The following is a 24,115-nucleotide window of genomic DNA, read 5'->3' on the forward strand; positions in this document are numbered from 1 at the left end:
CGGACGGCGCCCAGAATGCGCCGCCTCACTTGTCACTGCTTTTGCGAGGTTTCACATGTACACCGCCATCGGCTATGCCGCTCAAACGGCCACCACTCCCCTCGCCCCGATGAAGTTCGAACGTCGCACCCCTCGAGCGGACGACGTCGCCATCGAGATCCTGTACTGCGGCGTCTGCCACTCCGACATCCACCAGGCGCGCAACGAATGGGGCATCGCCGTTTACCCGTTGATGCCCGGCCACGAGATTGTCGGAAAAGTCACCGCCGTCGGTGCGAACGTCACCAAACACAAGGTCGGCGATCTGGTCGGCGTGGGCTGCATGGTCGACTCCTGCCGCACCTGCGAAGCCTGCCAGTCGAACCTCGAGCAATACTGCCTCGAAGGCCCGACCATGACCTATGCCACTCCGGACCGAGTAGATGGCAGCAACACCATGGGCGGTTATTCGGACAGCATCGTGGTCAGCGAGCACTTCGTGGTGCGCATCCCCGAGAAGCTGGATCTGGCGGCTGCGGCGCCAATTCTCTGCGCCGGCATCACCACCTATTCGCCGCTCAAGCACTACGGCGTGAAAGCCGGTGACAAGGTCGGGATTCTCGGCATGGGCGGCCTCGGCCACATGGGCATCAAGTTCGCCAAAGCCATGGGCGCTGAGGTGACGTTGTTTACCCGCTCGGTGAGCAAGGCCGAGGAAGGTCGTCGTCAGGGCGCCGATCATGTGATCGTGTCCACCGACGAAGAGCAAATGAAAGCTGCAGCCGGTCGTTTCGACTTCCTGCTGGACACCATTCCGGTGCAGCACGATCTCAACCCGTACCTCGACACCCTGCGCTTCGACGGCGTGCACATTCTGGTGGGCCTGATCGAACCGATCGATCCGCCGGTCCACGCCGCGAAACTGGTGCTGGGTCGCCGGGTACTGGCCGGTTCGTTGATCGGTGGCGTCGCCGAAACCCAGGAAGTGCTGGATTTCTGCGCCGAGCACAACATCAGCTGCGACATCGAAATGCTCGACATCCGCCAGATCAACGAAGCCTACGCCCGCATGATCGCCGGTGACGTGAAGTACCGTTTCGTGATCGACATGGCGACCTTGAAGCTTTAAACCTTCAAGCCAAGCTCAGCCGAGAGCCGGGCCGTGACCCCTTTGATCAGGGGAATCAGCTCGGCCATTTTTTCCAGCGGCATGTACGGCACGGTGCTGGCGATGCTGACCGCCGCGACGATGCGCTTGCTCGCGTCGCGGATCGGCGCCGCCACGCAGCGGATCGACGGTTCGTTGTCTTCCAGATCGAACGCGTAACCGCCGGCCACGTACTCGGTCATCCGCTGCTCCAGTTGCTCCCACGACTGTTGCGGATGCTGCGGCCAGAACTGACTTTTCCCACCCGCCGGCAGACTGATGTCGTACAGACGCTGCCAGTCCTGCGGCGCGTCATCCAGCATCAGCGCCTTGCCGATCCCGGTGCGCGCCAGCGGCATGCGATGGCCGACCCGCGAGCGCATTTCCGGGCCATTGCGCCCCGGATTCTTCAACAGATAAAGCACTTCGTCGCCTTCACGAATCCCGAGGTGAACGGTATCGCCGGTCAGTGCCGACAACTCGTCCAGATACGGCCCGGCCAGGGTCACCAGCGGCAACTCTTCGCGCGCCTGGAAACCCAGTTCGATCAGCTTCGGCCCCAGCAGATAACCGACTTGCGGCACGACGCGCAGGTAGCGCTCGTCCACCAGACAACTGGCCAGACGATGGGTGGTGCTGCGCGTGGTGCCGATCAGGCGGGCAATCTCTTTGAGATCGCGGGCGCCACTGGCGACGGCCTGCACCACACCCAACCCGCGAAGCAGGGTCTGGGTGCCGGTCGGCGCGGCGTCCTTGGCGGTTTTTGGGGCTTCTTCCTGCATATCCAGCCTTTAGCGTTGAGCGAGGGAACGGGCGGCATTATGGTCGCCCGACATAGCCGACTACAACTCGATGCGCTCGACCTTACCCACCAGCAACACGTAGGACAAAGCACCGATCAATGCCAGAACCGCGATGTAGGTAATCGCCGGGGCGAACGAATCGCCGCTGGCCAGGAAGCCGATGACAATCGGCGTGGCTATCGCCGACAGGTTGCCGATGAAGTTGAACACCCCACCGGTCAGGCCCAGCAACCGCGCGGGTGCCAGTGTCGACACCAGCGACCAGGTGATCGACGCCAGCCCGTTGCCGAAAAACGCCAGCGCCAGGAAGGCAATCACCAACGGCGTCGACTCAACGAAGTTGGCGCCGATGATCGAGGTGGAAATCAGCAGCCCGCCAATGATCGGCAGCTTGCGCGCAAATCCGACGGTGCAACCACGGCGAATCAGGAAGTCGGAAAAGAATCCGGAACACAGCACGCCGATGAACGCAGCGAGAAACGGCAGCGACGCCAGCAGACCGGACTTTATGAAGTCCATGCCGCGGTATTTCACCAGGTAGGTCGGGAACCAGGTCAGGAAAAACCACAGCGTCGAGTTGAGGCAGAACTGACCGAGGTAGATTCCCCACAACTTGCGCTTGCTGAGGACGATGCCGAGATCGGCCCAGCTGAATTTCGCCTTCACCTTGGCGGTTTCGGCGGCGATGTCCACCAGCCCGCCACCCTCGCGGATCAAGTCGATTTCGCCTTGATTGGCGCCTTTGAAATCACGCGGCTCGCGATACACCGCGTACCAGATCGCCGCCCACACAATGCCCACCGCGCCGGTCGCGACAAACACCATGTGCCAGCCAAATTCATGTTGCAGCCACGCCAGCACCGGGGTCAGAAACGCCAGCCCGACAAACTGCCCGGAGGTGTAGAAACCGATAGCCGTGGCCCGTTCACGCTCGGGGAACCAGGTCGTCACCACGCGGCTGTTGATCGGATAAGCCGGTGCTTCCAGCGCACCGACCGCCATGCGCAGCACGAACAGCGCGATGAAACTGGCGGCGAAACCGAGCATCACGGTGGCCAGCGACCACAACAGCAGCGCGACGCTATAAAGGATGCGCGGCGGCACCCGGTCTACCAGCCATCCGCCGGGGATTTGCATCGCGGCGTAGGTCCAGCCGAACGCGGAGAAGATCAGCCCGACGTGCACCGGATCGATGCCCAGATCCGTCGTCAGTGCCGGGGCGGCAATCGACAGGTTGCTGCGGTCGAGGTAGTTGATGACCACGGTGATGAACAGCAACACCATGATAAAAAATCGCTTGCGGCTGGGCGTGACTAACGTCGCTTGCCCAGTGAGGGTTTGCGGTTGCATAGGGAGCGCCTCTTCTTATGTTTATTGAGGTCGAGGGTATGCAGATCTCCGCTCCCTGGAGATCTGACTTACTGGATGCGGCAAAAAGTCAGCGACTCACCACTCGGCAAAACTGCCATCGGCATGCCGCCAGATCGGGTTGCGCCAGCGGTGGCCGACCGCCGCGCGTTCGATCACGTATTCCTCGTTGATCTCAATCCCCAGGCCCGGGCCGTTCGGAATTTTCACGAAGCCTTTGTCGTAGTCGAACACCCGTGGATCCTTCACGTAATCGAGCAGGTCATTGCTCTCGTTGTAATGGATGCCCAGGCTCTGTTCCTGGATAAACGCGTTGTAACAAGCGGCGTCCAGTTGCAGACACGCCGCCAGCGCAATCGGCCCCAGCGGGCAATGCAGTGCCAGCGCCACGTCGTAGGCTTCGGCCATGTTGGCGATCTTGCGGGTCTCGGTGATGCCGCCGGCGTGGGACGCATCCGGCTGGATGATGTCGACGTAACCTTCGCTCAGCACCCGTTTAAAATCCCAGCGCGAAAAAAGCCGCTCGCCAAGGGCAATCGGGGTGCTGGTCAGCGGTGCCAGTTCTTTCAGCGCTTCATAGTTTTCGCTGAGCACCGGCTCTTCGATGAACATCAGTTTGTACGGGTCGAGTTCCTTCATCAGTACCTTGGCCATGGGTTTGTGTACCCGGCCATGGAAGTCGACGCCGATGCCGACGTTCGGCCCCACCGCATCACGCACGGCAGCAACGTTCGCCAGCGCCAGATCGACTTTCTCGAAGGTATCGAGGAATTGCAGCTCCTCGGTGCCGTTCATTTTCACCGCCGTAAAACCACGGCCCACCGCCTCTTTCGCGGCCCGCGCGGTATCAGCCGGACGGTCGCCGCCGATCCACGAGTACACACGGATCTTGTCCCGCACCTGACCGCCGAGCAGATCGCTGACCGACACACCGAGGGCCTTGCCCTTGATGTCCCAAAGCGCCTGGTCGATGCCGGCCAGTGCGCTCATGTGGATCGCGCCGCCACGGTAGAAGCCGCCGCGATACAGCACAGTCCAGATGTCTTCAATGTTGCGTGGGTCTTTGCCGATCAGGTAGTCGGATAATTCCTCGACCGCTGCGGCGACCGTGTGAGCGCGGCCCTCGACCACGGGTTCGCCCCAACCGGTCACGCCCTCGTCGGTTTCGACTTTCAGGAAGCACCAGCGCGGCGGGACGATGAAGGTGGTGAGTTTGGTGATTTTCATCTTTTTGTCTCTCTTGTCAGATGCAGCGCACACAGCGCCAAAAAGTCTTAGCGAAGGGCTTTCCAGGCCGCCACGTAGGCCTTGGCATTGACCGCCACTTGCTCAGTCGTCATGCCCGGCTTGAACAGCCCGGACCCGAGGCCGAAGCCTTTGACGCCGGCGTCGATGAACGCCTGCATGTTGTCCGGCGTGATGCCGCCGACCGGCGCCAGAATCGTCCCGACCGGCAACACCGCCAGCCAGGCTTTCACCACCGCAGGGCCCATCTGTTCGGCCGGGAACAGCTTGAGAATGTCCGCGCCCTCCTCCAGCGCCGCGAAGGCTTCGGTCGGTGTGGCAACACCCGGCGACAGGTACAACCCTGCCGCTTTCGCTGCCCGCAATACCTTGGCATCGCTGTGGGGCATGACGATCACCTGGCCGCCGGCCTCCTTCACCAACTCCACCTGTTCCGGGGTCAGCACCGTGCCGGCACCGATCAGGCAATCGACGGGCAGGGTCTTACGCAGGATGCGAATACTTTCGTACGGCGCGGGGGAATTGAGCGGTACTTCGATGACGCGAAATCCGGCCGCATACAGGACTTCTCCGACAGCGGCGGCTTCCTGCGGATGCAGGCCGCGCAGGATCGCGATCAGACCGTTTTGCGCCAGTGCTTGCTTGAGCATGTCAGGCCTCCAGTCAGGGTCAACGGGATGAGGAATCGATCAGTCCGGCGGCGAGCGCCAGTTGCCACAGACCACGCTCGGTGGCTTGCTCCGCCAAAGTCACTTGGGCGAAACCGCAGGCGTCGAGGGCACGGCTGTAGCGGGCGCACAACTGCGCGTTGCCGATGAGGATGATCGAAGGAAGATGTGTGCTGTTGCGCCGGCGTCGTTGCACGGCGGCCAATGCTGTCAGCTCATGGCCGATCAACAGGCCGGACAGATAATCCGGTTGCGCGGTGGCGCCGAGTTCGCCGGTCAGGCCCAGGCTGCGGGCGCTGAACAGGGTCGACAGCACGCCGATTTCGCCTTCTGCCGACAACGCCACCTGCACGCCGCGATCGAATGCCTCGGCGTCGAACGTCGCGCTGTGCTGTTGGGTACGGCCAAGAATGCTGTGTTCGCTGAGCACGGCGAACACTTCGCCGGTCATGAAGGTGTCGAAACGGGTGATGCAGCCGTCGGCCACTTCCACCCATTTCGAATGACTGCCGGGCAGGCCAATCAGCAGATCATTGCCCGCCTCGACCGGCAGACTCTGCAGGACGCCGAGGACCTGGGTTTCCTCGCCGCGCATCACGTTCGGCAGCGTCGAGCGCTGAATCACACCCGGCACGATATGCACATCGACACCGCGAAGACTGCGAACGGTTTGCAGGGATTTTCCGAGATCGGCCACGTTGGCCGGCGTATCGCGGTAGGACGCTTCGCGCCAGCCCTGAGCGCTACCGACCATGCCACAGGCAATCACCGGCAAATCGGGCTGCGCGTCGAGCCAGTCGCCGCAGGCCTCGTCGAACGCCAGTTCAAAACCGTCGGCGCATTCACGACCGTTGATGATCCGTGGCGTCTTCGGCAACTGCATAATCCCGAACGCCAGCGACCGCTGCGCCAGCACCTGCCCGCCCGCCGCGAGTTTGTAAGCACGTAGTGAGGTCGTCCCCCAATCGAGCGCGATCAATTGCGCCAGCATCGCTTCACCTGTTTTGTTATTGGCAGTGAGTGAGCTGGACTATAGACCTCTCAGGCTGGAAATCTCAATATGTAATTTTGCATCCCATATTTTGGGAATTACCGATCAGCTTTGTACTGATCACGTACCTATTGAATGGCACGCACAAGGTCGTTTGCCGGAATCAGCATTGGCTTCGAATAATGCCCTCCGGATGAGTAAGCCGAAGTGAATACTCTGCAGGAGACGGTATCTCGTTCATTCAGCGCCGTCAGTAACTCACCTGGTAACATAAAAACATTTGACACTCCCTCGTCCTCTTTTTTCAAAGCGGACAACTTAGACACGTAAACATGAGCCATACCGTGTTCAGAACTTTCGACCTCGACGAGATTACCAACCAGATACTGAGTCAACCGATCAAAATCCTCAAACTCAACACGCCTGTCCAGAGAACAATATAAAGCTTCACCCAACTGGCTTTCACCCGTCGCATTCTGAAAAAAATTCAACACATCCGTTTTCGAAGCAAACTTTATATTCAGGGTTGAGCGATCATCCCTGCCACTGACGGAAATGTAATCCAAATCAATGACGGGAAGAACCGGCCTCTTATCGCAAGAACAGCACAACAAGAACATCAACACGACAATACATTGCTTCACTTCGTAGCCTCCAGATATTTGGTCAACCTTTCATAAACAATGTCACACGCCGATTTGCCACCTTGAAGTTTTGTGCCGAACATCGTTCTCGCCTTGTAGTGGTTGGCATCGATCGCTTCATTAATGTCCGGACCAGAGGTCATAATCCAACGTTCCCCAATGCTGGCAACGGTATCCGAATCATCCGTGGACTTAGGGGATGCCAATATATTTATCCAATAATCTGCTGCAGGCTTCGGTGTCGTGAAGTATATATCTGACACCATCCAGACACCTGTACCGCCGCCCACAGGATCAAGCGTCACCAATATTTTCACGGTATAACCGCGCTCTTTAAGAATCGAAGTCAAGTGGGCTCCATTCCATCCACCCAGACTATGACCAACGATGACAATATAAACCGACTTATCACCCTTTAACGGACGAATTACATATTTCTGAATATCTTTCTCACCACGAACATCCTTATAGCTTACATAAGGAAGATTAACCTCCAGCTTCTGCTCAGGACTAAGACTATCCAGTAGAAGATTCAGTGCGTTAACCACATTACGATGAGGAGGTTCGTTTTGATAGTACTGTTCCTTATCCCCAGCACCGCCAATAAAAAACACCGCTACCTTTCTTACGTTAACCGCAGCTTGTTTGACAGTTTGATCCGTCTTGCAGGTCAAATCATGACCAGCAACTTCGGTTTTGCAATCTTTCAGCGCAGGATTTTCGACTTCCATTTCGGTCACTCTACAAACAGTTTGATTTTTTCGGGTAAATGGGAGCTGACCATATGGGTGAAGCCTCGCTCGTCGGTGATGCCATGCTCAATGCGTCCATCACCTCGCTGAATCGCATAAGGATGATCGGGGATAGGCTCTCCCGTGGCTTCATTGATCACCTGCATCCGATCATTGAAATGCACCGGCATCGGCAACAACCCACTAAACGCCGCCCCTCCCCCGCTCTGTCCAATAATCACCGTCCCCGACCCACCGACCACGACATTGCCGTGCCCGCCGGTGCTGTCGAGCATCGCGGCATTCAGGCCGTTGATGAAGACCGTGGCGGAAACACCGCCGGTAATCGGGCTGCCGCACGCCGATTTATCAGTCATGCGCGCAGCGGGGAGTCCGTCGAAGAACACGTCCGGCGAACCGGAGACGATCGGGTTGTTGCCGTGGCCAGGCAGTGGGCAGGCTGTTGGGTCGGTGACGCGTGCAGCGGGTTTACCACTCAATTCAAAGCTCCTTGCTTCAGAGGTTCCGGGTGAGGCTGATAGAGATCGACGTCGGTCGCGGCGAAACGCCAGCGGTTGTCGACGGAATCAAACAGCGCGTGACAATGCTCGCGGCTGTTCGGGGGTGTGAGGGTTTGCAGTTGTTGCCAGGCTTCATCGGCAAACCAGTTCAACTCTGCAGTTGTGGCGTCGTCGAGTTGGTTGAGCCAGGTGTTGTAGCCGGTCAGTCGATGCTGGTCGTAGGTGGTTTGCAGCAGCTCGGCCATTTGTGGGCCCAGTTCCAGATAGCGCTCTGCTGTCCAGCGGCCGGTTTCCGAGTAGACGTACCAGCCCATCGGCGATAGCGCGCCTTGGTGGAAAATCGATTGCCCGACCGGCGCGACAAAACCGCAGCACACGTGCAATGTCAGCCAGCCTTGATGCGCATCGATAAATCCGTTCGGATCGAACGTACGCAGCGGTATCACCCGGTAGTCGTCGTAGCCCGCACTGCGCATCATCAGCTCGGCATCGAGGCGCGAGACAAACGCACGGATGGCTTTGCCGCCCATGCGATTCACCGTGCAGAGGATGTCCACCGGTTGGCGGTTCGGGTTGTCGCTTGAGCCGAGGTTTTTGACCAGGCCGTACAGGCGGATCGACGCCCGTAGTCCGCTCATCGCCGGTCACTCGTTGACGCAGCGAAGGCTCCACGGGCGTGGAGAAAGAGTGCCAGAGGCATTGCAGGTGTCGTCCGTGAGCGCGCAAAAATGGCGCGTAGAATGCCGGACTAGAGCGGTTTGGACAATCGAATCAGCAATCAGATTGCCACTATTTGTTCAGCCCTCGGCAAACTCGCGCAACACCTTGCCATCCATGCGGTAACGCACCCATTCTTCCTGCGGCTGGGCGCCGAGGGATTTGTAGAATTCGATGGCCGGGGTGTTCCAGTCCAGCACGCTCCATTCGAACCGGCCACAGTCGTTGGCGCAGGCGATTTTCGCGAGGTGGCGCAGCAGGGTTTTGCCGGCGCCGCCGCCCCGTTGCTCGGGGGTGATGTAGAGGTCTTCGAGGTACAGGCAGTTGCTGCCCAGCCAGGTCGAATAGCTGAAAAAGAACACCGCGAAACCGATCGGCACGCCATCGCGCAGGCAGATCAGACCGTGGGCGGTGGCGCCTTCGCTGAACAGGCTGCGCTCGATGTCGGCGACGCTGGCGATGACTTCGTGACGGGCCTTTTCGAAGTCTGCCAATTCGGTGATGAACGCGAGGATTTGCGGAGCATCGCTGGGGGTCGCCGGGCGGATTTCGATCGTCATGGACGGGCCTTGTCGGAAAAAGGAAAACGCCATACTAAGGCGGCGCGCGGCGCTCGTCACATGGCAATCCGCGGATTAGGCTAGCGCGGCCGATGACTCGCAAGGACTCCCATGAACAATCTCGCTTTTTCCCCGCTCACAGAACTCGCCGCCGAACTGCTGCCCCACGCGCTGGAACCGTCGGAAGACGGCGCCCATGACCTGTCGCACCTGCAACGGGTCTGGCATAACGCGCGTACCTTGCAGGCCGAGGAAGGTGGCGACCTTGAAGTCCTTCTGGCGGCAGTGCTGCTGCACGATTGTGTCGCGGTAGAAAAGAACTCGCCGCTACGCTCACAGGCATCGCGTCTGGCAGCGGAAAAAGCCTCAAAGGTGCTGGCAAAAGTGAACTGGCCCGAAGCCAGAATCGATGCCGTCACCCACGCCATCGAAGCCCACAGTTTTTCCGCCAACATCACCCCGCTCACCCTCGAAGCCCGACTGATGCAGGACGCCGACCGTCTCGACTCCCTCGGCACGCTCGGCGTCGCCCGCACCTTCTACACCGCCGGGCGCATGGGCAGCGCGTTGTACGACCCGCACGATCCTGAGGCCCGTGAAAGGGACTACGACGACAAGCGATTCTGCCTCGATCATTTCCAGACCAAACTGCTGCACCTCGCCGACGGTTTCCAGACCGTTGCCGGCCAACGTATCGCACAGATCCGTCATCAACGCCTGAAAGGTTTCATGGAGCAATTCAAGGAAGAAATCGGCGTCGTCTGAACCCGTTACTCCGGTCATTCACGATCCTGAGATCGCCAAGCTCAGACCTAAGCCGCAGGCATGACGTGTTAGATAGATGACGCTCAATTTTTCCGGTCAAGGAACCGCGTCATGCCTCAAGCAACACCCCAGGTCTCGGGCAAACTGTTCGGCCTGTTCTGCCTCGCCAGTTATCTGTTGTCGCTGTCCTATGGCGCGACGTTTTTGCTCTCGCTGCTGATCGGTTCTCGCGGCGGCAACGAGCACGACGCCGGCAGCGTGATCAGTGCGGCGATGCTCAGCACCTTCGTTGCGGTGCTGGTCTCCGGGCACCTGTCCGACTGGCTGGGCGCGGCGCGTTCGATTGCGCTGTTCGGGCTGTTGCTGGTGGCGGCGAGTCTGGGCTTTGCAATGACGCCGGGCTTCGGCCATTGGCTGCTGTTTTTCGGTTTGCTGCTGGGGCTGGGCTGGGGCGTGTTCTACACGCTGGGGCCGATCATTGTCGCCAGCCTAGTGAGTCCGGCACAGCGGGCGAAATACTTTGCGTTGCTGTCCGGCAGCATGATGACCGGGATCGGCAGCGGCCCGCTGCTCGGTCGGGCGGCGAGTGCGCTGGGTTTGCCGGTGACATCGGCGTTCTATCTGGCGGCGATGGCGAGCATGATCGGCGTGCTGCTGTTCTGGCGTCTCGGTGCTCGTTTGAAAAGTACACAAGCCGCGTCAGCGGCAAAAATCAGCTGGCGAGCGACGACGCAAGTGCTCGGCTCACGCGCGGTGTTTCCTATCATCATGGTCGGCCTCGGCGGTTGCGTGTTCGGCGGGCTTTCGAGCTTCCAGACCAGCTATGCCGCCGCCCGTTCGCTGGACTATTCGCTGTTCTTTCTGGGCTTCATGAGCGCTGCGATCAGCAGCCGGATGTTGATCGCAGGTTATGTGGTCAAGCGTGATCCGCTGCGCGCGTCGTGCCTGTTGTCGGGGTTGATGCTGGGCTCGATCGTGTTGTTCGCGTTCGGCGTGCAGAGTGGTTTCAGCTATCTGCTGGCGGCGGTGATGCTCGGTGTCGGTTACGGGCTCACCTACTCGGTAATCAACGGGCTGGCGGCCAACGAAGCGCCGGCCGGCACCACGTCCCAGGCGTTGCTGTTGTTCAGTCTGGCGTACTTCATCGGCATATTCGGTTTCCCGCTGCTGGCCGGGAAAATCATCGTCGAGCACGGCATGCCGATGCTGTTGCTGACGGTGCTGGCGGTGGCGGCGTTGAACTGGACGATCACCGTCGGCCGCCTGTTATGGCGGCGGATCACGATAGAAAACGCGCTGACGAACTGAACCGTTCGTCGCTCATCCGGCACCTATGCGACGCGAAGGCGGCCCAAGATCAGGTAAGGATTTCAATCACTGGAGAAACCCCATGATCTCGTCAAGGTTGACTGCTCTCGTTTTCGCCGCCCTGCTCTCTCCCGTGGCCTTCGCTGCGACCGCCACCGGAACCGGCCCCACCGATCCGGTCGAGCGCCCGAAAGCGCCGGCCATCCAGAGTGCGCCCGGCATGAACACCGATGGCTCGGGCGTCGAGAATGCTTTGCCGCCCGCCACCGGCACCGACCCGCGCACCCAGGGCAACGATCCGGGACGCCAGGGCGGCACTTCCGGCAACCCGGTTCCGCCGGATAATTCCGGCTCCGGCATGGGCTCGAAAACCACCACCGGTGGCTCGGGTTCCGAAGGGGCAGGTCAGTAGGCGGAAGATTCGCGGATCAGCGCATCGACTTCGGTAGTGCCCGGTGAAGTCGCCGGGCCCCAGCGGGTGACGGCCAACGCGGCTGCAGCGTTCGCCCGCCGGGCGGCTTCATGTGCCAAAAGTCCTTGCGCCAATCCAGCGACAAATACTCCGGCATGCGCATCGCCTGCACCATTGCTATCCACGGCTTGCACCTTGAAACCCGGCACATGCCGGCGTTCGCCGCGCTGATGAATCCAGCAACCCTGCGGGCCGTCGCGCACTACCATCAGCACCTCGTATGGCAGGTGCACGGTCAACCGGTCCAATGCGGTTTCAATGTCCGCCGCACCGGTGAAACGCAGCGCTTCAACGCTGTTGCTGGTCCACACATCGATGCGCGGCAGCAACGCCTGCATCATCGGTGAGTCCGGCGATTCCACCAGCGGGCCCGGGTCGAACACCACGTTGATCGCTTTCGGCAACGCCAGCGTCCAGTCCAGCAACGCCTGGGCCTTGCCGCTGTGCAGCAGGCTGTAACCGCTGACGTAGACGTAATCTCCCGCCTCGGCGGCAACGCTGTTCAGTTCAGTCGCAGTGATCTCGCCTTCAGCGCCGATGTAGGAAATGAAACTGCGCTCGGCCGACGAATCGGTCAGCGCCACGCAAATGCCGGTGTCGTGCTCTGCAGGCTGTTCGATGCCGATGCGGATGCCTTCGGCGTTCATCGCCTGGCGCGCCAGATCGCCGAAACGACCATTGCCGTGGCGACCCAGATAGACCACAGGCAAGCCGTTACGCGCGGCGGCAGCCATCACATTGAAGCCGCCGCCGGCTTCGAAATTGGCGGACTGCGCCAGCACGTCACCGCCGATTTGCGGCAGCGCCTCCACGGCCATGACCAGGTCGATGATGACCTGGCCGGTGTGCAACATCTTAGGCATGAGCATTCTCGGATTGCGCAGCGCGGCGATCTCTCGCCCCGCCGAGTACGAAGTAAATGCCGCCGGCGACCACGAACGTCACGATCCAGCCGAGGCCGTTGTGGCCCAGCCACGAGTCGGACAGGAAGCCCTTGAACCAGACGTTCTCGGCGGTGGTGCCGATGGTGGTGAAACTGAAGCCCAGCACGATCGCGATCGCCCACGCGCCGAATGCGCGCCACTCGATGCCACCGCTGTACCAGTAGGCGCTGCTCGGACTGACGTCGAGCAAGTCTTTCGGGCTGTAGTAGTGACGGTGAATCAGATCGACCACGAAGATCCCGACCCACGCGGTGATCGGCACCGCCAGCAGGGAAATGAAGGTGATGAACGGGCCGTAGAAACTGTCGGCGATCAGCATGAAGTAGATCGAACCGGCGAAGATCGCGACGATGTCCACCACCACCGCGTACACGCGTTTGACCTTCAGGCCGAGGGTCAGCGTTGTCAAACCGGCGGAGTACACCGACAGGTTGTTCGACAGCAGCAGGCCACCGAATGCGGTGATCAGATACGGCACGGCCATCCAGGTCGGCAGCATGTCGCGGATCGCCACGATCGGGTCGGTCGCCGAAGCGAGGTCGTTGTTGCCCACCGACAGCAGGCCGCCGAGGGTAATCAGCAGCACCAGCGGAATCCCCGCACCGAACGCTGCCGACGCGACCAGGCGCACCGCTTTGACGCTGCGATGCTGATAGCGCGACATGTCGGCGCCGGCATTCGCCCAGCCGATCCCGGTGCCGGCGGCCATGGTGCCGATGCCGATGATCATCGCGCTCATCGGCGCTGGCGTGGCGTTGAACACCGCGCTCCAGTCGATGGTCGCGCAGAGGAAGCCACCGACCAGAATGTTCAGCGCGCCGAACACGTAGGTCGCCCACTTCTGGATCACCAGCAAAGTGGCGTGGCCGAGGCCGGACACCGACAGGGTCAGCAGCACGAAAATCGCGATGAAGATCAGGGTCAGCACCGGCGCGCTTTTGGCTTCCACCGGCGAGCCGAACAGGATCGAGCACAGCGACAGCAGCACGAACGCCGCCGTGGTGGTGTTGACGGTTTCCCAACCCAGGCGCGACATCAGAGACACCAGTGTCGGGCCGATATTGCCGCGCACACCGAAGATCGCCCGCGACAGGGTCAGGCTCGGCGCACGACCGCGACGGCCGGCAATCGAGATGATCCCCACCACCGCGAACGAACCGGCAGCGCCAAGGATCGCGACGATGATCGCCTGCCAGATCGCCAGGCCGCGAAACGCAACCAGAGTGGCGCCAAGCGGCAGGCCGAGGATGGAAATGTTGGCAGCAAACCAGACCCAGAACAGTTGCAGCGGATGGCCGTTGCACTCGCCTTCCGGCACCGGTTCGATGCCCCGGGTTTCCAGTTGCCCGGCGCTTTGCCCGGCGTTCGATGAACTCATGAAAAATGCTCCTGTTTGCCTTTATTGTGGTTGTGGCAATGACGCAGAACGACAAGACATCGCGCCCTTCCTGGGCCTGTCTGTGCGATCCATTGCGGATGAATATTCAAGACTTGTGGTGCGCCCCTCGCTGGCAAGCCAGCGAGGGCGTCAGTCCAATCAGCGCAAGGCCAACAGCCCTGTCACCAACGGTTCAAGCTCCAGATCGTTGACGGCTTTCACCGTCTCGATCATCGGCGCCGGCCAGCTCTGAAGACCCAGGCAGGCCCCGAGCATGGCGCCGAGAATCGCGGCGATCGTGTCGGTGTCGCCACCCAGGCTCGCGGCCATGCACAGCGCATCGAATGGCGTCATTTCACCGACCGCGACTTGCTGCGCGAGGGCGAACGACACCACCACCGACTCCTGCGACGCCACCGAAGTGCCGATCACGTCGTACAGCAGATCCGCGAGCAGCACCGGGTCGCTCTCGACACTGATGCTGCGCGCCCAACTGATTCGCGAAGCGATGCGCCCACCGGCCACCCAGTGCCCGTGCGTTTCCGCTTGCTGGGCGATCTGTTGACCGAGGTTCAGTGCCTCGCCCAGATCCAGACCGTTGATGCCTGCCGAAACTACCGCCGCCACCGCCGCCGCGCTGGAAATCCCCAACGTGGTGTTGTGGGTGACCTGACACGCCTGCACCACCGCCGCGATAAAGCGCTCGGGGTCGGCGACATCCGCCGCGATCCCCACCGGGGTGATGCGCATCGCCGCGCCGTTGGTGGTGCCATAACGCCCGGCCTCTTCCGGCGAATGGCCGGCGAGGATCATTTCGATTGCGCGTTTGGTCGACGGGCCGAGCAAGTCCTGCGAGCCCTTGGCCTGCATCTCGGCTTCCCATTCGATCAGCCGTTGCGCGAGCACCGCCGGTTCGATCCGGCCCTTGCCTTCGATCAACAACTCGCCGACCAGAATCGCCTGTTCGGTGTCGTCAGTGATCGAGCCCTTGGGCATGTTCGCGGCAATCGGCTGCAAGGGGCCGGCGTCTTGCAGATCGGTGATCTGGCCGAAGCGCTGCTTGATGGTTTCGCGGTTCAGGGATTGCGTCGGCATGCCCAGCGCATCGCCGAGGGCCAAGCCGTAAAACGCGCCCAAGGCACGGTCGAGGGCGGTCATTTCGATTCTCCAAATTGCAGGTGCAGACGGAAATGCACCGGGTCGAGCAGGCTTTCGACCTGTTCCATGAAGCGGTTCTGCCGGTCGTAGGTGGTGCGCAATGCCTTGAGGAAAACCGTGCCTTCCGGACGGCCGAGCAGTTCGGCGTCCACCGCGTTGAGCGGTTCGGCGCCGATCCATTGATCGCCGCGCTCGCCGACGTAGCCATAGGCGGCCAGGGTGATGGTCAGGGAATTGTCGATAAGGCCGACCCGCGGCAGGCTTTCCAGGCCTCCGGTGGCGGGCATCAGAGAGCGTTCGAGGGACACCGCCGTGCCGTCGTTGGAACGGCGGCGACGCTCGAGAAGAATGAATTGATCGGAGCCGAAACGCGGAAGCAGATCCTCACGGGTCACGGCCTCCAGACGCAGCACATCGGTATTGATCAACGCCCCGCTGTCGGCCAGGGCCTGAGCCCAGCCGCTGCGCTGGTCGAGCACCACACCGTCAAAGGTGACGATGGAACCGACCCCGCTTTGCGTGGCGATGTAATTGCGCCGCTTCAGTTCGGCCAGCGCTTCGCGCAACGTGCCACGGCTGACGTTGAATTCCTGAGCCAACTGATGCTCGCCGGGCAACAGAAAGCCGTCCTCCATGAGGCCGCTTTCGATGCGTCGGACGAGCTCGTCGACCACCCGTTGTTTCTTGTCAAATCGTACCTGTCTAATCATGTACAAAGTGATAACCGAAACGGGCTGGAGCGGGCAAGAACAATTTCGGGAAGGTGACAAAAGGCGGAAGAAGCAAAAGCACCCTCATCGGAACGCCGCCCGCCTAGCCCTCTCCCGGAGGGAGAGGGAACTGAATGGGGGATGCTTTAGAGATACGCCGACCTGCGCCCGCTCGCTGAATCCATAATCGACTGGATTCTTCAGGTCAATGTAGAGCGCAAGACACCTCGGTCGGCTCCCTCTCCCTACGGGAGAGGGCGGGGGGTGAGGGAGCTTTTGATTTCAGCGCTGTTTCAGACGGTCGATCACCACAGCCAACAGCAGAATCGAACCGCGAATCACGTATTGGTAGAACGTGTCGATATTCTTCAGGTTCATCGCATTCTCGATAATCGCCAGAATCAACACCCCGGCAATCACATGCCGGATCATCCCGATCCCGCCGCTCAACGAAACCCCGCCCAACACGCAAGCCGAAATCACCGTCAGTTCAAACCCCTGCCCGATCATCGGCTGCCCAGAAGTCATCCGCGACGCCAAGATCACCCCCGCCAACGCACCAATAACCCCATGCACCGCAAAGATGATGATCTTCGTGCGATCGACATTCACCCCCGCCAGCAGCGCCGCTTCCTGGTTGCCGCCGATGGCCATGGTGTTGCGACCATAGGTCGTGTAGTTCAGCAACCAGCCGAAAAACAGGAAGCAGACGATGGTGATCAGGATCGGCACCGGCACGCCGAACAACTGGCCGTTGCCGAACACGAAGAACGATTCCTGCGACACGCCCACCGCTTTGCCATTGGCAAAAATGTAGGCCAGGCCACGGACGATCTGCATGGTCGCCAGCGTCGTGATCAGCGCATTGACCCGCAACTTGGCGATCACGATGCCGTTGATCAACCCGACGATCAGGCCCATTACCAGCGCCGCGCTGACACCGAGAAACACGCTGTTGGTGTCGCGCATCACCACCGCCGCAACCACCCCGGCGCAGGCAATCACCGAACCCACCGACAGGTCGAAATGCCCCGACGCCAGGCAATACAACATGGTGCACGCGGCGATCCCGGTGGTGGAAATCGCCAGGCCCAGGCCACGCATGTTCAGCGGGGAGAGGAAGTTGTCGATCAGCAAGGTGCAGGCGACAAAAATGCCCACCGCCGCCAGCAGCATCACCCAGTCATCGAGGAAGCGCCGCATATCCAGAGGTTTGCGCTCGGTCGGCAGGGTTTCGTTTTGGGTTGTCATCATAGTCACCTCTCAGTTCGCCACGCCGTCAGCGCGGTGGCGCGGCAAAGCCAGTTGCAGCAGGTTGGATTCGTTGGCCTGGTCGCGGCTGACTTCGCCACGCAGGGCGCCCTCGCACAGCACCAGAATGCGGTCGGAAATGCCCATCACTTCCATCAGATCGCTGGACACCACGATCACCGAAATACCGTCGGCGGCCAGGTTATGGATGATCTGGTAGATCTCGGCCTTGGCGCCGATGTCGATGCCCCGAGTCGGCTCGTCGAGCAGCAGGACTTTCATCGGCATCGACAGCCAGCGGCCGAGAATCGCCTTCTGCTGATTGCCGCCCGACAGGAACTTGATCTGTTGCCCGGCGTGGGGCGTTTTCACTTTCAGGGCCTTGATCTGTTTGTCGGCGTTGCCCTTTTCCCAGATCCCGCGCAGCAGGCAACCGAGACCGGAGTTGGCGCCACGCGCACTGATGTTGATGTTCTCGGCGACGCTGGCGAGCGGGATGATGCCTTCCTTCTTGCGGTCCTCCGGGCACAGCAGAATCCCGGCGGCAATCGCATCGCGGGGCGAACGCAGCTTCAGTTCATGTCCACGCAATTCCAGGCGTCCGGCGGTGTTGCGCTCCAGACCGCTGAGCAGCCGGAACAGCTCGGTGCGCCCTGCTCCGACCAGCCCGAACAGGCCCAGAATCTCGCCTTTGTGCGCATCGAAACTGATCGGCTCGCGCAGGCCCGGGCCGAGCAAGCCATCGACTCTCAGCGCCACCGCGCCACGGGGGCGACCGCGATAGTCGTAGATATCCTGAATGTCGCGCCCGACCATGCAGGTCACCAGTTGATCGTGGGTCAACTGGCTCATGTCGTCGAAGGTGCGCACGTAGCGACCGTCCTTGAACACCGTCACCGCGTCGCAGATGCGGAACACTTCTTCCATGCGATGGGAGACGTAAAGCACCACTTTGCCTTCGTCGCGCAGTCGACCGATGATCGCCATCAACCGGTCGATTTCCCGCGCCGACAGGCTGCTGGTCGGTTCGTCAAAGGCAATCACATGCGCGCCACGGGACAATGCCTTGGCGATTTCCACCAGTTGCCGCTGACCGAGGGACAAGCGTCCGACCTTGGTTTGCGGATCGATCTCATCGGCCAGGCCTTTGAGGCAAGCCAAGGCTTGTTGGCGCAGCGCGCCGCGATTGATCAGGCCGAAACTGGCCGGCAGGTGACCGAGAAACAGGTTCTCGGCCACGGTCATTTCCGGCACCAGATGCAACTCCTGGTGAATCACCGCCACGCCGCTGCCGATGCTGTCGGCAGTGGACTTGAACGCCATCGTCCGCTCGCCGATCTGCAGCTCGCCGCTGCTCGGAATGTAGGCGCCGCCGAGGATTTTCAGCAGGGTCGATTTGCCGGCGCCGTTCTCGCCCATCAAGGCGTGAACCTGCCCGGGGTGAGCGACGAAACTGATGCCATCCAGCGCCTTCACGCCCGGGAAGGTCTTGCCGATCCCGTTGAAACGCAGGCTGCCGCTGGCGCTGTGTTCTTGTGTCTGTACTTGCGCGTGCATTTAAGCCACCTCATCACACCGTTCAAGCGGCCCGGTTGCCCGGGCCGCCGCTGCCGTCAGTTCCACAGACCGATCTTCTCCAGCTCCTGCTTGAAGTTGTCGCGGGTGATCAGGGTGACGTCGTCCATCGCGGTGTACTTCGGCGGTTCTTTGCCGGTGGTGACCCACTCGTACATCATGCTCGCGGTGTTGTAGCCCTCGATGTGCGGGCTCGGCAGCATCGAACCGTAGAAGCCGCTGTTGGGCTTTTTCAGTTCGCCGATGGCGTCGGTGCCGTTGATGCCGATACCGATCACGTTGGCCGCGGCAAACCCGGCGGCTTCAGTGGCGCGCACGCCGCCGAGCACGGTGTTGTCGTTCATGCCGCCGATGATCAGGTTCTTCGCCGCGCCCGGCAGCTTGACCAGCGCCGAGTTGGTGGCGTCCATGCTGCCCGGTACGTCGAGGGTTTTCAGAGCGGCTGTCAAAATGTGATCTTTCGGCATGCCCGCGTCTTCGAGGGCCTTCATCGAGCCGTCGGTGCGCTTCTTGCCGGTGTCGAGTTCGTTGTAGGTGTTGACCACCGCGTAGGTGTCTTTCCAGTCCCAGTTACGCTTTTTCGCCTCGGCGGCCATGGCGGCGCCTTGCTTCTGGCCGACTTCGAACGCGGCCATGCCGAGGTACGGCACGTCTTCCATGAACTTGCCATTGGCGTCGACGAAGCGGTCGTCGACGGCGATGACTTTCAGGTCATTGAGTTTGGCCTTGGCCATGATCGCAGGGCCGAGGGACACGTCCGGCGGGCAGATGACGAAGCCCTTGGCGCCGTTGGCCGCGAGGCTGTCGATGGCCGAGAGGGTTTTCTCGCCGTCCGGCACGGCGATCTTGATCAGCTCGAAGCCTTTGTCCTTGGCAGCTTTCTCGGCGAAGGCCCATTCAGTCTGGAACCACGGCTCCTCAGCCTGCTTGACCAGGAAACCGATCTTCACCGGATCGGCGGCCAGCAGCGAACTGCTCAGGCTGAACGCAGTCACCGCCAGCGCGGTACTGCACAGGGTACGAATCCCGAAACGACGTTTCATAAGCAGACTCCTTGTTATTTTTCTTGAGCGTTATTTGAAAAGCGTTACAGCGGTCGAAGCGTTTCCCGCGAATCATGACGACAATAGTCATATCGTATGATGATTGGATTTCAGACGGACCTTGCCAACTGGAATCCGCGTTTTCAGTCGTGGTACATCACCGAGCGACCACCATCGATGGTGATGCACGAGGCGTTGATGAACGGCGCTTCATCACTGGCCAGGAACACGGCGGTCATCGCCACTTCAATCGGCTGACCGATGCGTTTCGGTGGATGCAGATCGAAGGCGCGCTGGCGCTCGGCGTGCGGGTCGGCGAAACCGTTCCAGTAATCGACGTTGAGCTGGGTCTCGATGTAGCCCGGCGCAATCGCGTTGACGCGAATGCCCTTCGGCGCGTACTCGATGCCCAGCGCGCGGGTCAGCCCGAGCAACCCGTGCTTGGCCACCGGGTATGGGAAGCAGCCGGGAATGATGTTTGTGGAGTGGGTCGAAGCAATGTTGATGATGCTGCCGATGCCTTGCTCGATCATCTGCGGCAACACGGCCTTGCAGCCGTACCAGGCGCCGTCGAGGTCGATGGCGAAGCAGCGTTTCCAGTCTTCTTCGGTCATTTCCAGCGGATCACGGAACACGTTGACCCCGGCGCAGTTGACCAGCACGTCGATGCGACCGTGCAGCTCGATGGCCAGTTTGGCCATGGCGTGCAGATCCTGCTGACGCGAGACGTCGGCCTTGATCGCTTGTACATCGGCGCCCTGATCACGCCAGTGCGCGGCGACTTTTTCGACCTTTTCAGCCTGGATATCGCTGATCACCAGTTTGGCCTGCTGCGAGGCGAAGGTCGCGACGATTGCTTCGCCGATGCCTTGGGCGGCGCCGGTCAGCAGCACGACCTTGTTTTTAAGGCGCTCACCTTTCGGTGGCTCGGGCACCGGTGGCAGGGACAGAGGTTCAGCCATGAATCAGGACTCCTGTTCGAAAGCATAAAAAAACCGGGCATCTGACGATGTCCGGTCTGGAAGGCTTCTGGAACAAAACAGGCGAGCGCACGCCACGGCACCGAAACGGCCCGAAGCGCTGACTCCGCTGTGGAGTGCGATGGAAATTCGCTGCATCACTTCACCTGTTTTGTTCTTTTTAAGTGTGAGTGCGTGTTACTGCTGGAGCCGACTATAAACCCGACCGCCAAATAATCTCAATATATAATTTTGCATCCCATATTTTGGGATCTAACTGGCAAATCGCGTACAGAGCTTTCCGGCCACATCGACCCGTAGCGACAACACCGCGCCGTCCAGCGAGTGATTCAGTGGACTTTCGGCGCTGGTGATGTACAGGGTTTTGAGGTCGGCGCCGCCGAATACGCAACTGGTCGGGCGGCTGATAGGCAAGTCGATCTTGCGGTCAATTTTGCCTTCAGGCGTCAACCGCAACAGACAACTGCCGTCCCAACGGGCGTTCCAGATGTAGCCTTCGGCGTCCATCGCCGAGCCGTCCGGGCCGCCGTGCTGATCGGCGCCATACCAGGGCTGGGCGGTGTCGAGGTTGCCGTCGGTGTGAATGAAATAGCGATATAGGGTGCCGTCGAGGCTGTCGCCGAACAGCAGCGTGGTGCCGTCGTCGCTCCAGAGCAGTGTGTTGGGAATGCCCAGGCCGCGCAGCAATGGCGTGACGCGTTTATCCGGATCAACCCGGAACAGCCCGCCGGAACGACGGGTGATCGGCAGATCCTCGCCCTGCTCGCCGAAGTTGTTCTGCATGGTGCCGAGCCACAAGCGGCCCTGGCCATCGCAACGTGCTTCGTTGGCGCGGTTGCCCGGTTGCGGATCGGCGACGCAGAACAGCGTCAGTCGCGGCTCAAGTCCGGGGGAATCGAGATCGAGCCGATAGACGCCACTGCTCAGGGTCACCAGCGCGTCGCCGCTGGCGCAAGGAATGAATGCCGAGACGTGCTCCGGCATCTGCCAGATCTGCACGTTCTGCCCGATCAGCCGCAGCGCCTGCCTGCCGGCAATGTCCACCCAGTACAGCGCCTGGGTCGGCGCGTCCCAGAACGGGCCTTCGCCCAGTTGCGCCCGATGCTCTGTCACCGCAGTCCACGTCATGCAACCTCCTGTCTTGTTGTTTTTGTCAGCTGGCTTTCTTGTCGGCCATCACCTGCGGGTAGAACCGCTTGATGGCCAGGTCGGCATTGTCGATCAGGGTCATGCAGGCCCACACCCCGCGCGCGGCATCCCGGGCGGCGATGGCGTCGGCCATGTCTTTGTGGATGGGCAAGGTGCGGCGCAATTCGTCGGGATCGGCCGCAGACACTTCGAAGGACACCGCGAGCAACGCGCCGAGGGCCGGCACCATCTGCTCGATGAATTGATTGTGGCTGGCAGCGAGAATGCATTCGTGGAAGAACTGGTCGGCGCGGTTGTAATCGATGCCGCTGTGCGCGGCCCGCTCCAAGGCGTTGTAGGCCTGCTGAATGGCTTGGACCTGTTCGACGGTCGCCCGCTCACAGGCCCAGCGCACCGCCATCGGTTCGATGGTACGGCGCAGGTCGAGCAGGTCATCGACGAAGTTTTCCGGCAGGCCGCTGCGTGACAGCCAGCCGACGACTTGCGGATCGAACAGGTTCCAGCGCTTGATCGGCAGCACCCGCGTGCCGACTTTCGGCCCGACTTCAAGCATCCCTTTGGCGACGAGGGTCTTGATGGCTTCGCGGATCACGGTACGGCTGACCCCAAGCTGCTCGCCCAGATCGGCCTCGACCTTGATCGCCTGCCCCGGTTTGACCTGGCCGGCGGCGATCCAGGCGCCCAGCCAGTCAACCGTTGATGCGTGAAAACTGCTCGACATGGACACCCCGAAGCGGTTCGCTGTGGGTGTCCACGCTAATCATCATACGATTGAGAGTCAACGACAAAAAACCGCAGCCTGCTTTCACAGACTGCGGTTATTTAAGGTTCGAGGCCGATGCGGAAGAACTCGCCGCCACTCCAGACACCGAGCCAGCGCTGGCCATCGATTTCACGACTGACGGCCAATTCGACCAATTGGTAAAACACATTGCGGTGGATCAGCGCTTCGAGGTTGGTGCGCACATGCACGTAGGGCGCGGGCTCTTGCGTTGTCGGATCGATCTCGACGCGGATCGGATGTTCCGCGCCGGCCTCGGTGGTTTCATCGACATTGGTGGTAAAGCGCAGCAGTTGCGCCTCACCCTCGCCTTCCACCTCGACGGCAATCGCCACGAACGGCGCGTCATCGACCTTGATTCCGACCTTTTCGACCGGGGTGATCAGGAAATAATCATCGCCATCGCGGCGGATGATGGTAGAGAACAGCTTGACCATCGGCTTGCGCCCGATCGGCGTACCCAGGTAGTACCAGGTACCGTCGCGGGCGATGCGCATGTCGATGTCGCCGCAAAAATCCGGGTTCCACAAGTGCACCGGCGGCAAGCCTTTGGTTTTGGGGATTTGCCCCAGCAGGTCATTGGCTTTTTGCGGGCCACTCATGGCTTACTCCTTGAATTACTGGTCCCCGACGCCCAGCAGGCTGCGCGCGTATTGCGCAAGCGGTGGGCCGATCAGGTCTTCGGGCTTGTTGTCGTGGAACGTCAGTAAACCGCCACGACTCTTGATCCGTGCAGTATCAATCAAATACTGGGTGCTGGTCTCGATCAACATGATCTGAATCACACCACCGTCGATACCGAGGCGATCCACGGCTTCCTGATCCAGCCACTCATCGGAGTTGCCGATGCGGTCGTCGGCCTTGGCGAAACGCGTGTACAGCAGGTAGTGGGCACCGGCGTCACGGGCTTCGCCCATTGCCTGGTCGAGGCCTTCCGGCGCACGGGCGCGGCGGACCATCGGGAAGTATTCGACGAAGCCTTTGAAGGCCTCCTCGGCGACGACGTTGGGACGCGGGTAGGAACCACCCGGCGGTGCGAACGAGCCTTGCGCAATGTAGATGAACGAATCCGGCTGAATGCGGAAATTGTTTACGCGGCGGCTGTCGCTGTGATCCAGCAAGCCCGCGTCGCTCATCTGGTAGCGAGTCCCTTCGGCCATGTCACTGACAGTCATACAGCCGCCCAGCGCCAAAACGGCCAGCAGCAAAACCAGGCTACGCATCCTA

Annotated in this window: 26 protein-coding genes; 4 read left to right on the forward strand and 22 right to left on the reverse strand. The window is 60.9% G+C overall.

Annotation, left to right across the window (positions count from 1 at the left end):
- Positions 1-55: 55 nt before the first annotated feature.
- The gene (locus QR290_RS21570; RefSeq protein ID WP_289203574.1) at positions 56-1,108 is read left to right on the forward strand and encodes an NAD(P)-dependent alcohol dehydrogenase; all 1,053 of its coding nucleotides are present in this window, start codon (positions 56-58) and stop codon (positions 1,106-1,108) included.
- Here QR290_RS21570 and QR290_RS21575 read toward each other — a convergent pair.
- From QR290_RS21575 to QR290_RS21620, 10 genes are all read right to left on the reverse strand, one after another.
- Positions 1,105-1,908 (reverse strand): IclR family transcriptional regulator, encoded by an 804-nt coding sequence (locus QR290_RS21575; RefSeq protein WP_289203575.1) that lies wholly within the window; start codon positions 1,906-1,908, stop codon positions 1,105-1,107. The two genes, QR290_RS21570 and QR290_RS21575, sit on opposite strands and share 4 nt — an antisense overlap.
- Positions 1,909-1,968: 60 nt before the next feature.
- On the reverse strand, positions 1,969-3,279 hold the full coding sequence (locus QR290_RS21580) for an MFS transporter (protein WP_289203576.1): 1,311 nt from the start codon (positions 3,277-3,279) through the stop codon (positions 1,969-1,971).
- A 96-nt stretch (positions 3,280-3,375) separates the two neighbouring features.
- Positions 3,376-4,524 (reverse strand): galactonate dehydratase, encoded by a 1,149-nt coding sequence (gene dgoD / locus QR290_RS21585; RefSeq protein WP_007950849.1) that lies wholly within the window; start codon positions 4,522-4,524, stop codon positions 3,376-3,378.
- Positions 4,525-4,571: 47 nt separating this feature from the next.
- Entirely contained in the window at positions 4,572-5,192 is a 621-nt protein-coding gene (locus QR290_RS21590) for a 2-dehydro-3-deoxy-6-phosphogalactonate aldolase (RefSeq protein WP_289203577.1), read from the reverse strand.
- A 19-nt stretch (positions 5,193-5,211) separates the two neighbouring features.
- Positions 5,212-6,201, reverse strand: coding sequence for a 2-dehydro-3-deoxygalactonokinase (locus QR290_RS21595; protein WP_289203578.1), 990 nt, complete (start codon positions 6,199-6,201; stop codon positions 5,212-5,214).
- A 128-nt stretch (positions 6,202-6,329) separates the two neighbouring features.
- A complete protein-coding gene (locus QR290_RS21600) occupies positions 6,330-6,845 on the reverse strand; it encodes a hypothetical protein (RefSeq protein WP_289203579.1) in 516 nt (171 codons plus the stop codon).
- Positions 6,842-7,576 (reverse strand): alpha/beta hydrolase, encoded by a 735-nt coding sequence (locus tag QR290_RS21605; RefSeq protein WP_289203580.1) that lies wholly within the window; start codon positions 7,574-7,576, stop codon positions 6,842-6,844. Before QR290_RS21605 ends, QR290_RS21600 begins: the two co-directional genes overlap by 4 nt.
- A gap of 5 nt (positions 7,577-7,581) precedes the next feature.
- Positions 7,582-8,076 carry a PAAR domain-containing protein gene (locus tag QR290_RS21610; RefSeq protein WP_289203581.1) on the reverse strand — a complete coding sequence of 165 codons (495 nt, stop codon included), beginning with the start codon at positions 8,074-8,076 and terminating at the stop codon, positions 7,582-7,584.
- The gene (locus tag QR290_RS21615) at positions 8,073-8,735 is read right to left on the reverse strand and encodes a hypothetical protein (protein ID WP_289203582.1); all 663 of its coding nucleotides are present in this window, start codon (positions 8,733-8,735) and stop codon (positions 8,073-8,075) included. The genes QR290_RS21610 and QR290_RS21615 overlap by 4 nt, the downstream gene beginning before the upstream one ends.
- A 159-nt stretch (positions 8,736-8,894) precedes the next feature.
- On the reverse strand, positions 8,895-9,374 hold the full coding sequence (locus QR290_RS21620; RefSeq protein WP_085607298.1) for a GNAT family N-acetyltransferase: 480 nt from the start codon (positions 9,372-9,374) through the stop codon (positions 8,895-8,897).
- A gap of 111 nt (positions 9,375-9,485) precedes the next feature.
- Here QR290_RS21620 and QR290_RS21625 point away from each other — a divergent pair, with 111 nt between their 5' ends.
- The 3 genes from QR290_RS21625 (at position 9,486) to QR290_RS21635 (ending at position 11,859) form a co-directional block, all read left to right on the forward strand.
- Positions 9,486-10,139, forward strand: coding sequence for an HD domain-containing protein (locus QR290_RS21625; RefSeq protein WP_289203583.1), 654 nt, complete (start codon positions 9,486-9,488; stop codon positions 10,137-10,139).
- Between the two features lie 111 nt (positions 10,140-10,250).
- Positions 10,251-11,447: an MFS transporter gene (locus QR290_RS21630; protein WP_289203584.1), complete on the forward strand. Its 1,197-nt coding sequence runs from the start codon at positions 10,251-10,253 to the stop codon at positions 11,445-11,447.
- An 82-nt stretch (positions 11,448-11,529) separates the two neighbouring features.
- Positions 11,530-11,859: a hypothetical protein gene (locus QR290_RS21635; protein WP_007950836.1), complete on the forward strand. Its 330-nt coding sequence runs from the start codon at positions 11,530-11,532 to the stop codon at positions 11,857-11,859.
- Here QR290_RS21635 and QR290_RS21640 read toward each other — a convergent pair.
- The 12 genes from QR290_RS21640 to QR290_RS21695 form a co-directional block, all read right to left on the reverse strand.
- On the reverse strand, positions 11,853-12,782 hold the full coding sequence (locus QR290_RS21640; RefSeq protein ID WP_289203585.1) for a PfkB family carbohydrate kinase: 930 nt from the start codon (positions 12,780-12,782) through the stop codon (positions 11,853-11,855). The two genes, QR290_RS21635 and QR290_RS21640, sit on opposite strands and share 7 nt — an antisense overlap.
- Positions 12,775-14,241, reverse strand: a complete 1,467-nt coding sequence (locus QR290_RS21645; RefSeq protein WP_085683520.1) for a purine-cytosine permease family protein — start codon at positions 14,239-14,241, stop codon at positions 12,775-12,777. The genes QR290_RS21640 and QR290_RS21645 overlap by 8 nt, the downstream gene beginning before the upstream one ends.
- Positions 14,242-14,400: 159 nt before the next feature.
- Complete coding sequence (locus QR290_RS21650; protein ID WP_115078835.1) at positions 14,401-15,399, reverse strand: ADP-ribosylglycohydrolase family protein; 999 nt, start codon at positions 15,397-15,399, stop codon at positions 14,401-14,403.
- Entirely contained in the window at positions 15,396-16,109 is a 714-nt protein-coding gene (locus tag QR290_RS21655) for a GntR family transcriptional regulator (RefSeq protein ID WP_007950828.1), read from the reverse strand. Before QR290_RS21655 ends, QR290_RS21650 begins: the two co-directional genes overlap by 4 nt.
- A 282-nt stretch (positions 16,110-16,391) precedes the next feature.
- Complete coding sequence (gene araH / locus QR290_RS21660; RefSeq protein ID WP_011335422.1) at positions 16,392-17,360, reverse strand: L-arabinose ABC transporter permease AraH; 969 nt, start codon at positions 17,358-17,360, stop codon at positions 16,392-16,394.
- Positions 17,361-17,372: 12 nt separating this feature from the next.
- The gene (araG, locus tag QR290_RS21665; RefSeq protein WP_007950823.1) at positions 17,373-18,917 is read right to left on the reverse strand and encodes an L-arabinose ABC transporter ATP-binding protein AraG; all 1,545 of its coding nucleotides are present in this window, start codon (positions 18,915-18,917) and stop codon (positions 17,373-17,375) included.
- Between the two features lie 56 nt (positions 18,918-18,973).
- Positions 18,974-19,978, reverse strand: a complete 1,005-nt coding sequence (locus QR290_RS21670; RefSeq protein ID WP_007950821.1) for a substrate-binding domain-containing protein — start codon at positions 19,976-19,978, stop codon at positions 18,974-18,976.
- A 143-nt stretch (positions 19,979-20,121) separates the two neighbouring features.
- Entirely contained in the window at positions 20,122-20,940 is an 819-nt protein-coding gene (locus QR290_RS21675) for an SDR family oxidoreductase (protein ID WP_115078838.1), read from the reverse strand.
- Positions 20,941-21,210: 270 nt separating this feature from the next.
- Positions 21,211-22,086, reverse strand: coding sequence for an SMP-30/gluconolactonase/LRE family protein (locus tag QR290_RS21680; RefSeq protein ID WP_289203586.1), 876 nt, complete (start codon positions 22,084-22,086; stop codon positions 21,211-21,213).
- 25 nt (positions 22,087-22,111) lie between these two features.
- The gene (locus tag QR290_RS21685; RefSeq protein WP_115078840.1) at positions 22,112-22,828 is read right to left on the reverse strand and encodes a FadR/GntR family transcriptional regulator; all 717 of its coding nucleotides are present in this window, start codon (positions 22,826-22,828) and stop codon (positions 22,112-22,114) included.
- Positions 22,829-22,929: 101 nt separating this feature from the next.
- On the reverse strand, positions 22,930-23,490 hold the full coding sequence (locus QR290_RS21690) for a DUF1285 domain-containing protein (RefSeq protein WP_289203587.1): 561 nt from the start codon (positions 23,488-23,490) through the stop codon (positions 22,930-22,932).
- A gap of 15 nt (positions 23,491-23,505) precedes the next feature.
- A complete protein-coding gene (locus QR290_RS21695) occupies positions 23,506-24,111 on the reverse strand; it encodes a DUF4823 domain-containing protein (protein ID WP_007950810.1) in 606 nt (201 codons plus the stop codon).
- Between the last annotated feature and the right edge of the window lie 4 nt (positions 24,112-24,115).

The organism is Pseudomonas fluorescens (genome assembly GCF_030344995.1).
In the GTDB taxonomy this organism is placed as follows: Bacteria; Pseudomonadota; Gammaproteobacteria; order Pseudomonadales; family Pseudomonadaceae; genus Aquipseudomonas; species Aquipseudomonas fluorescens_BF.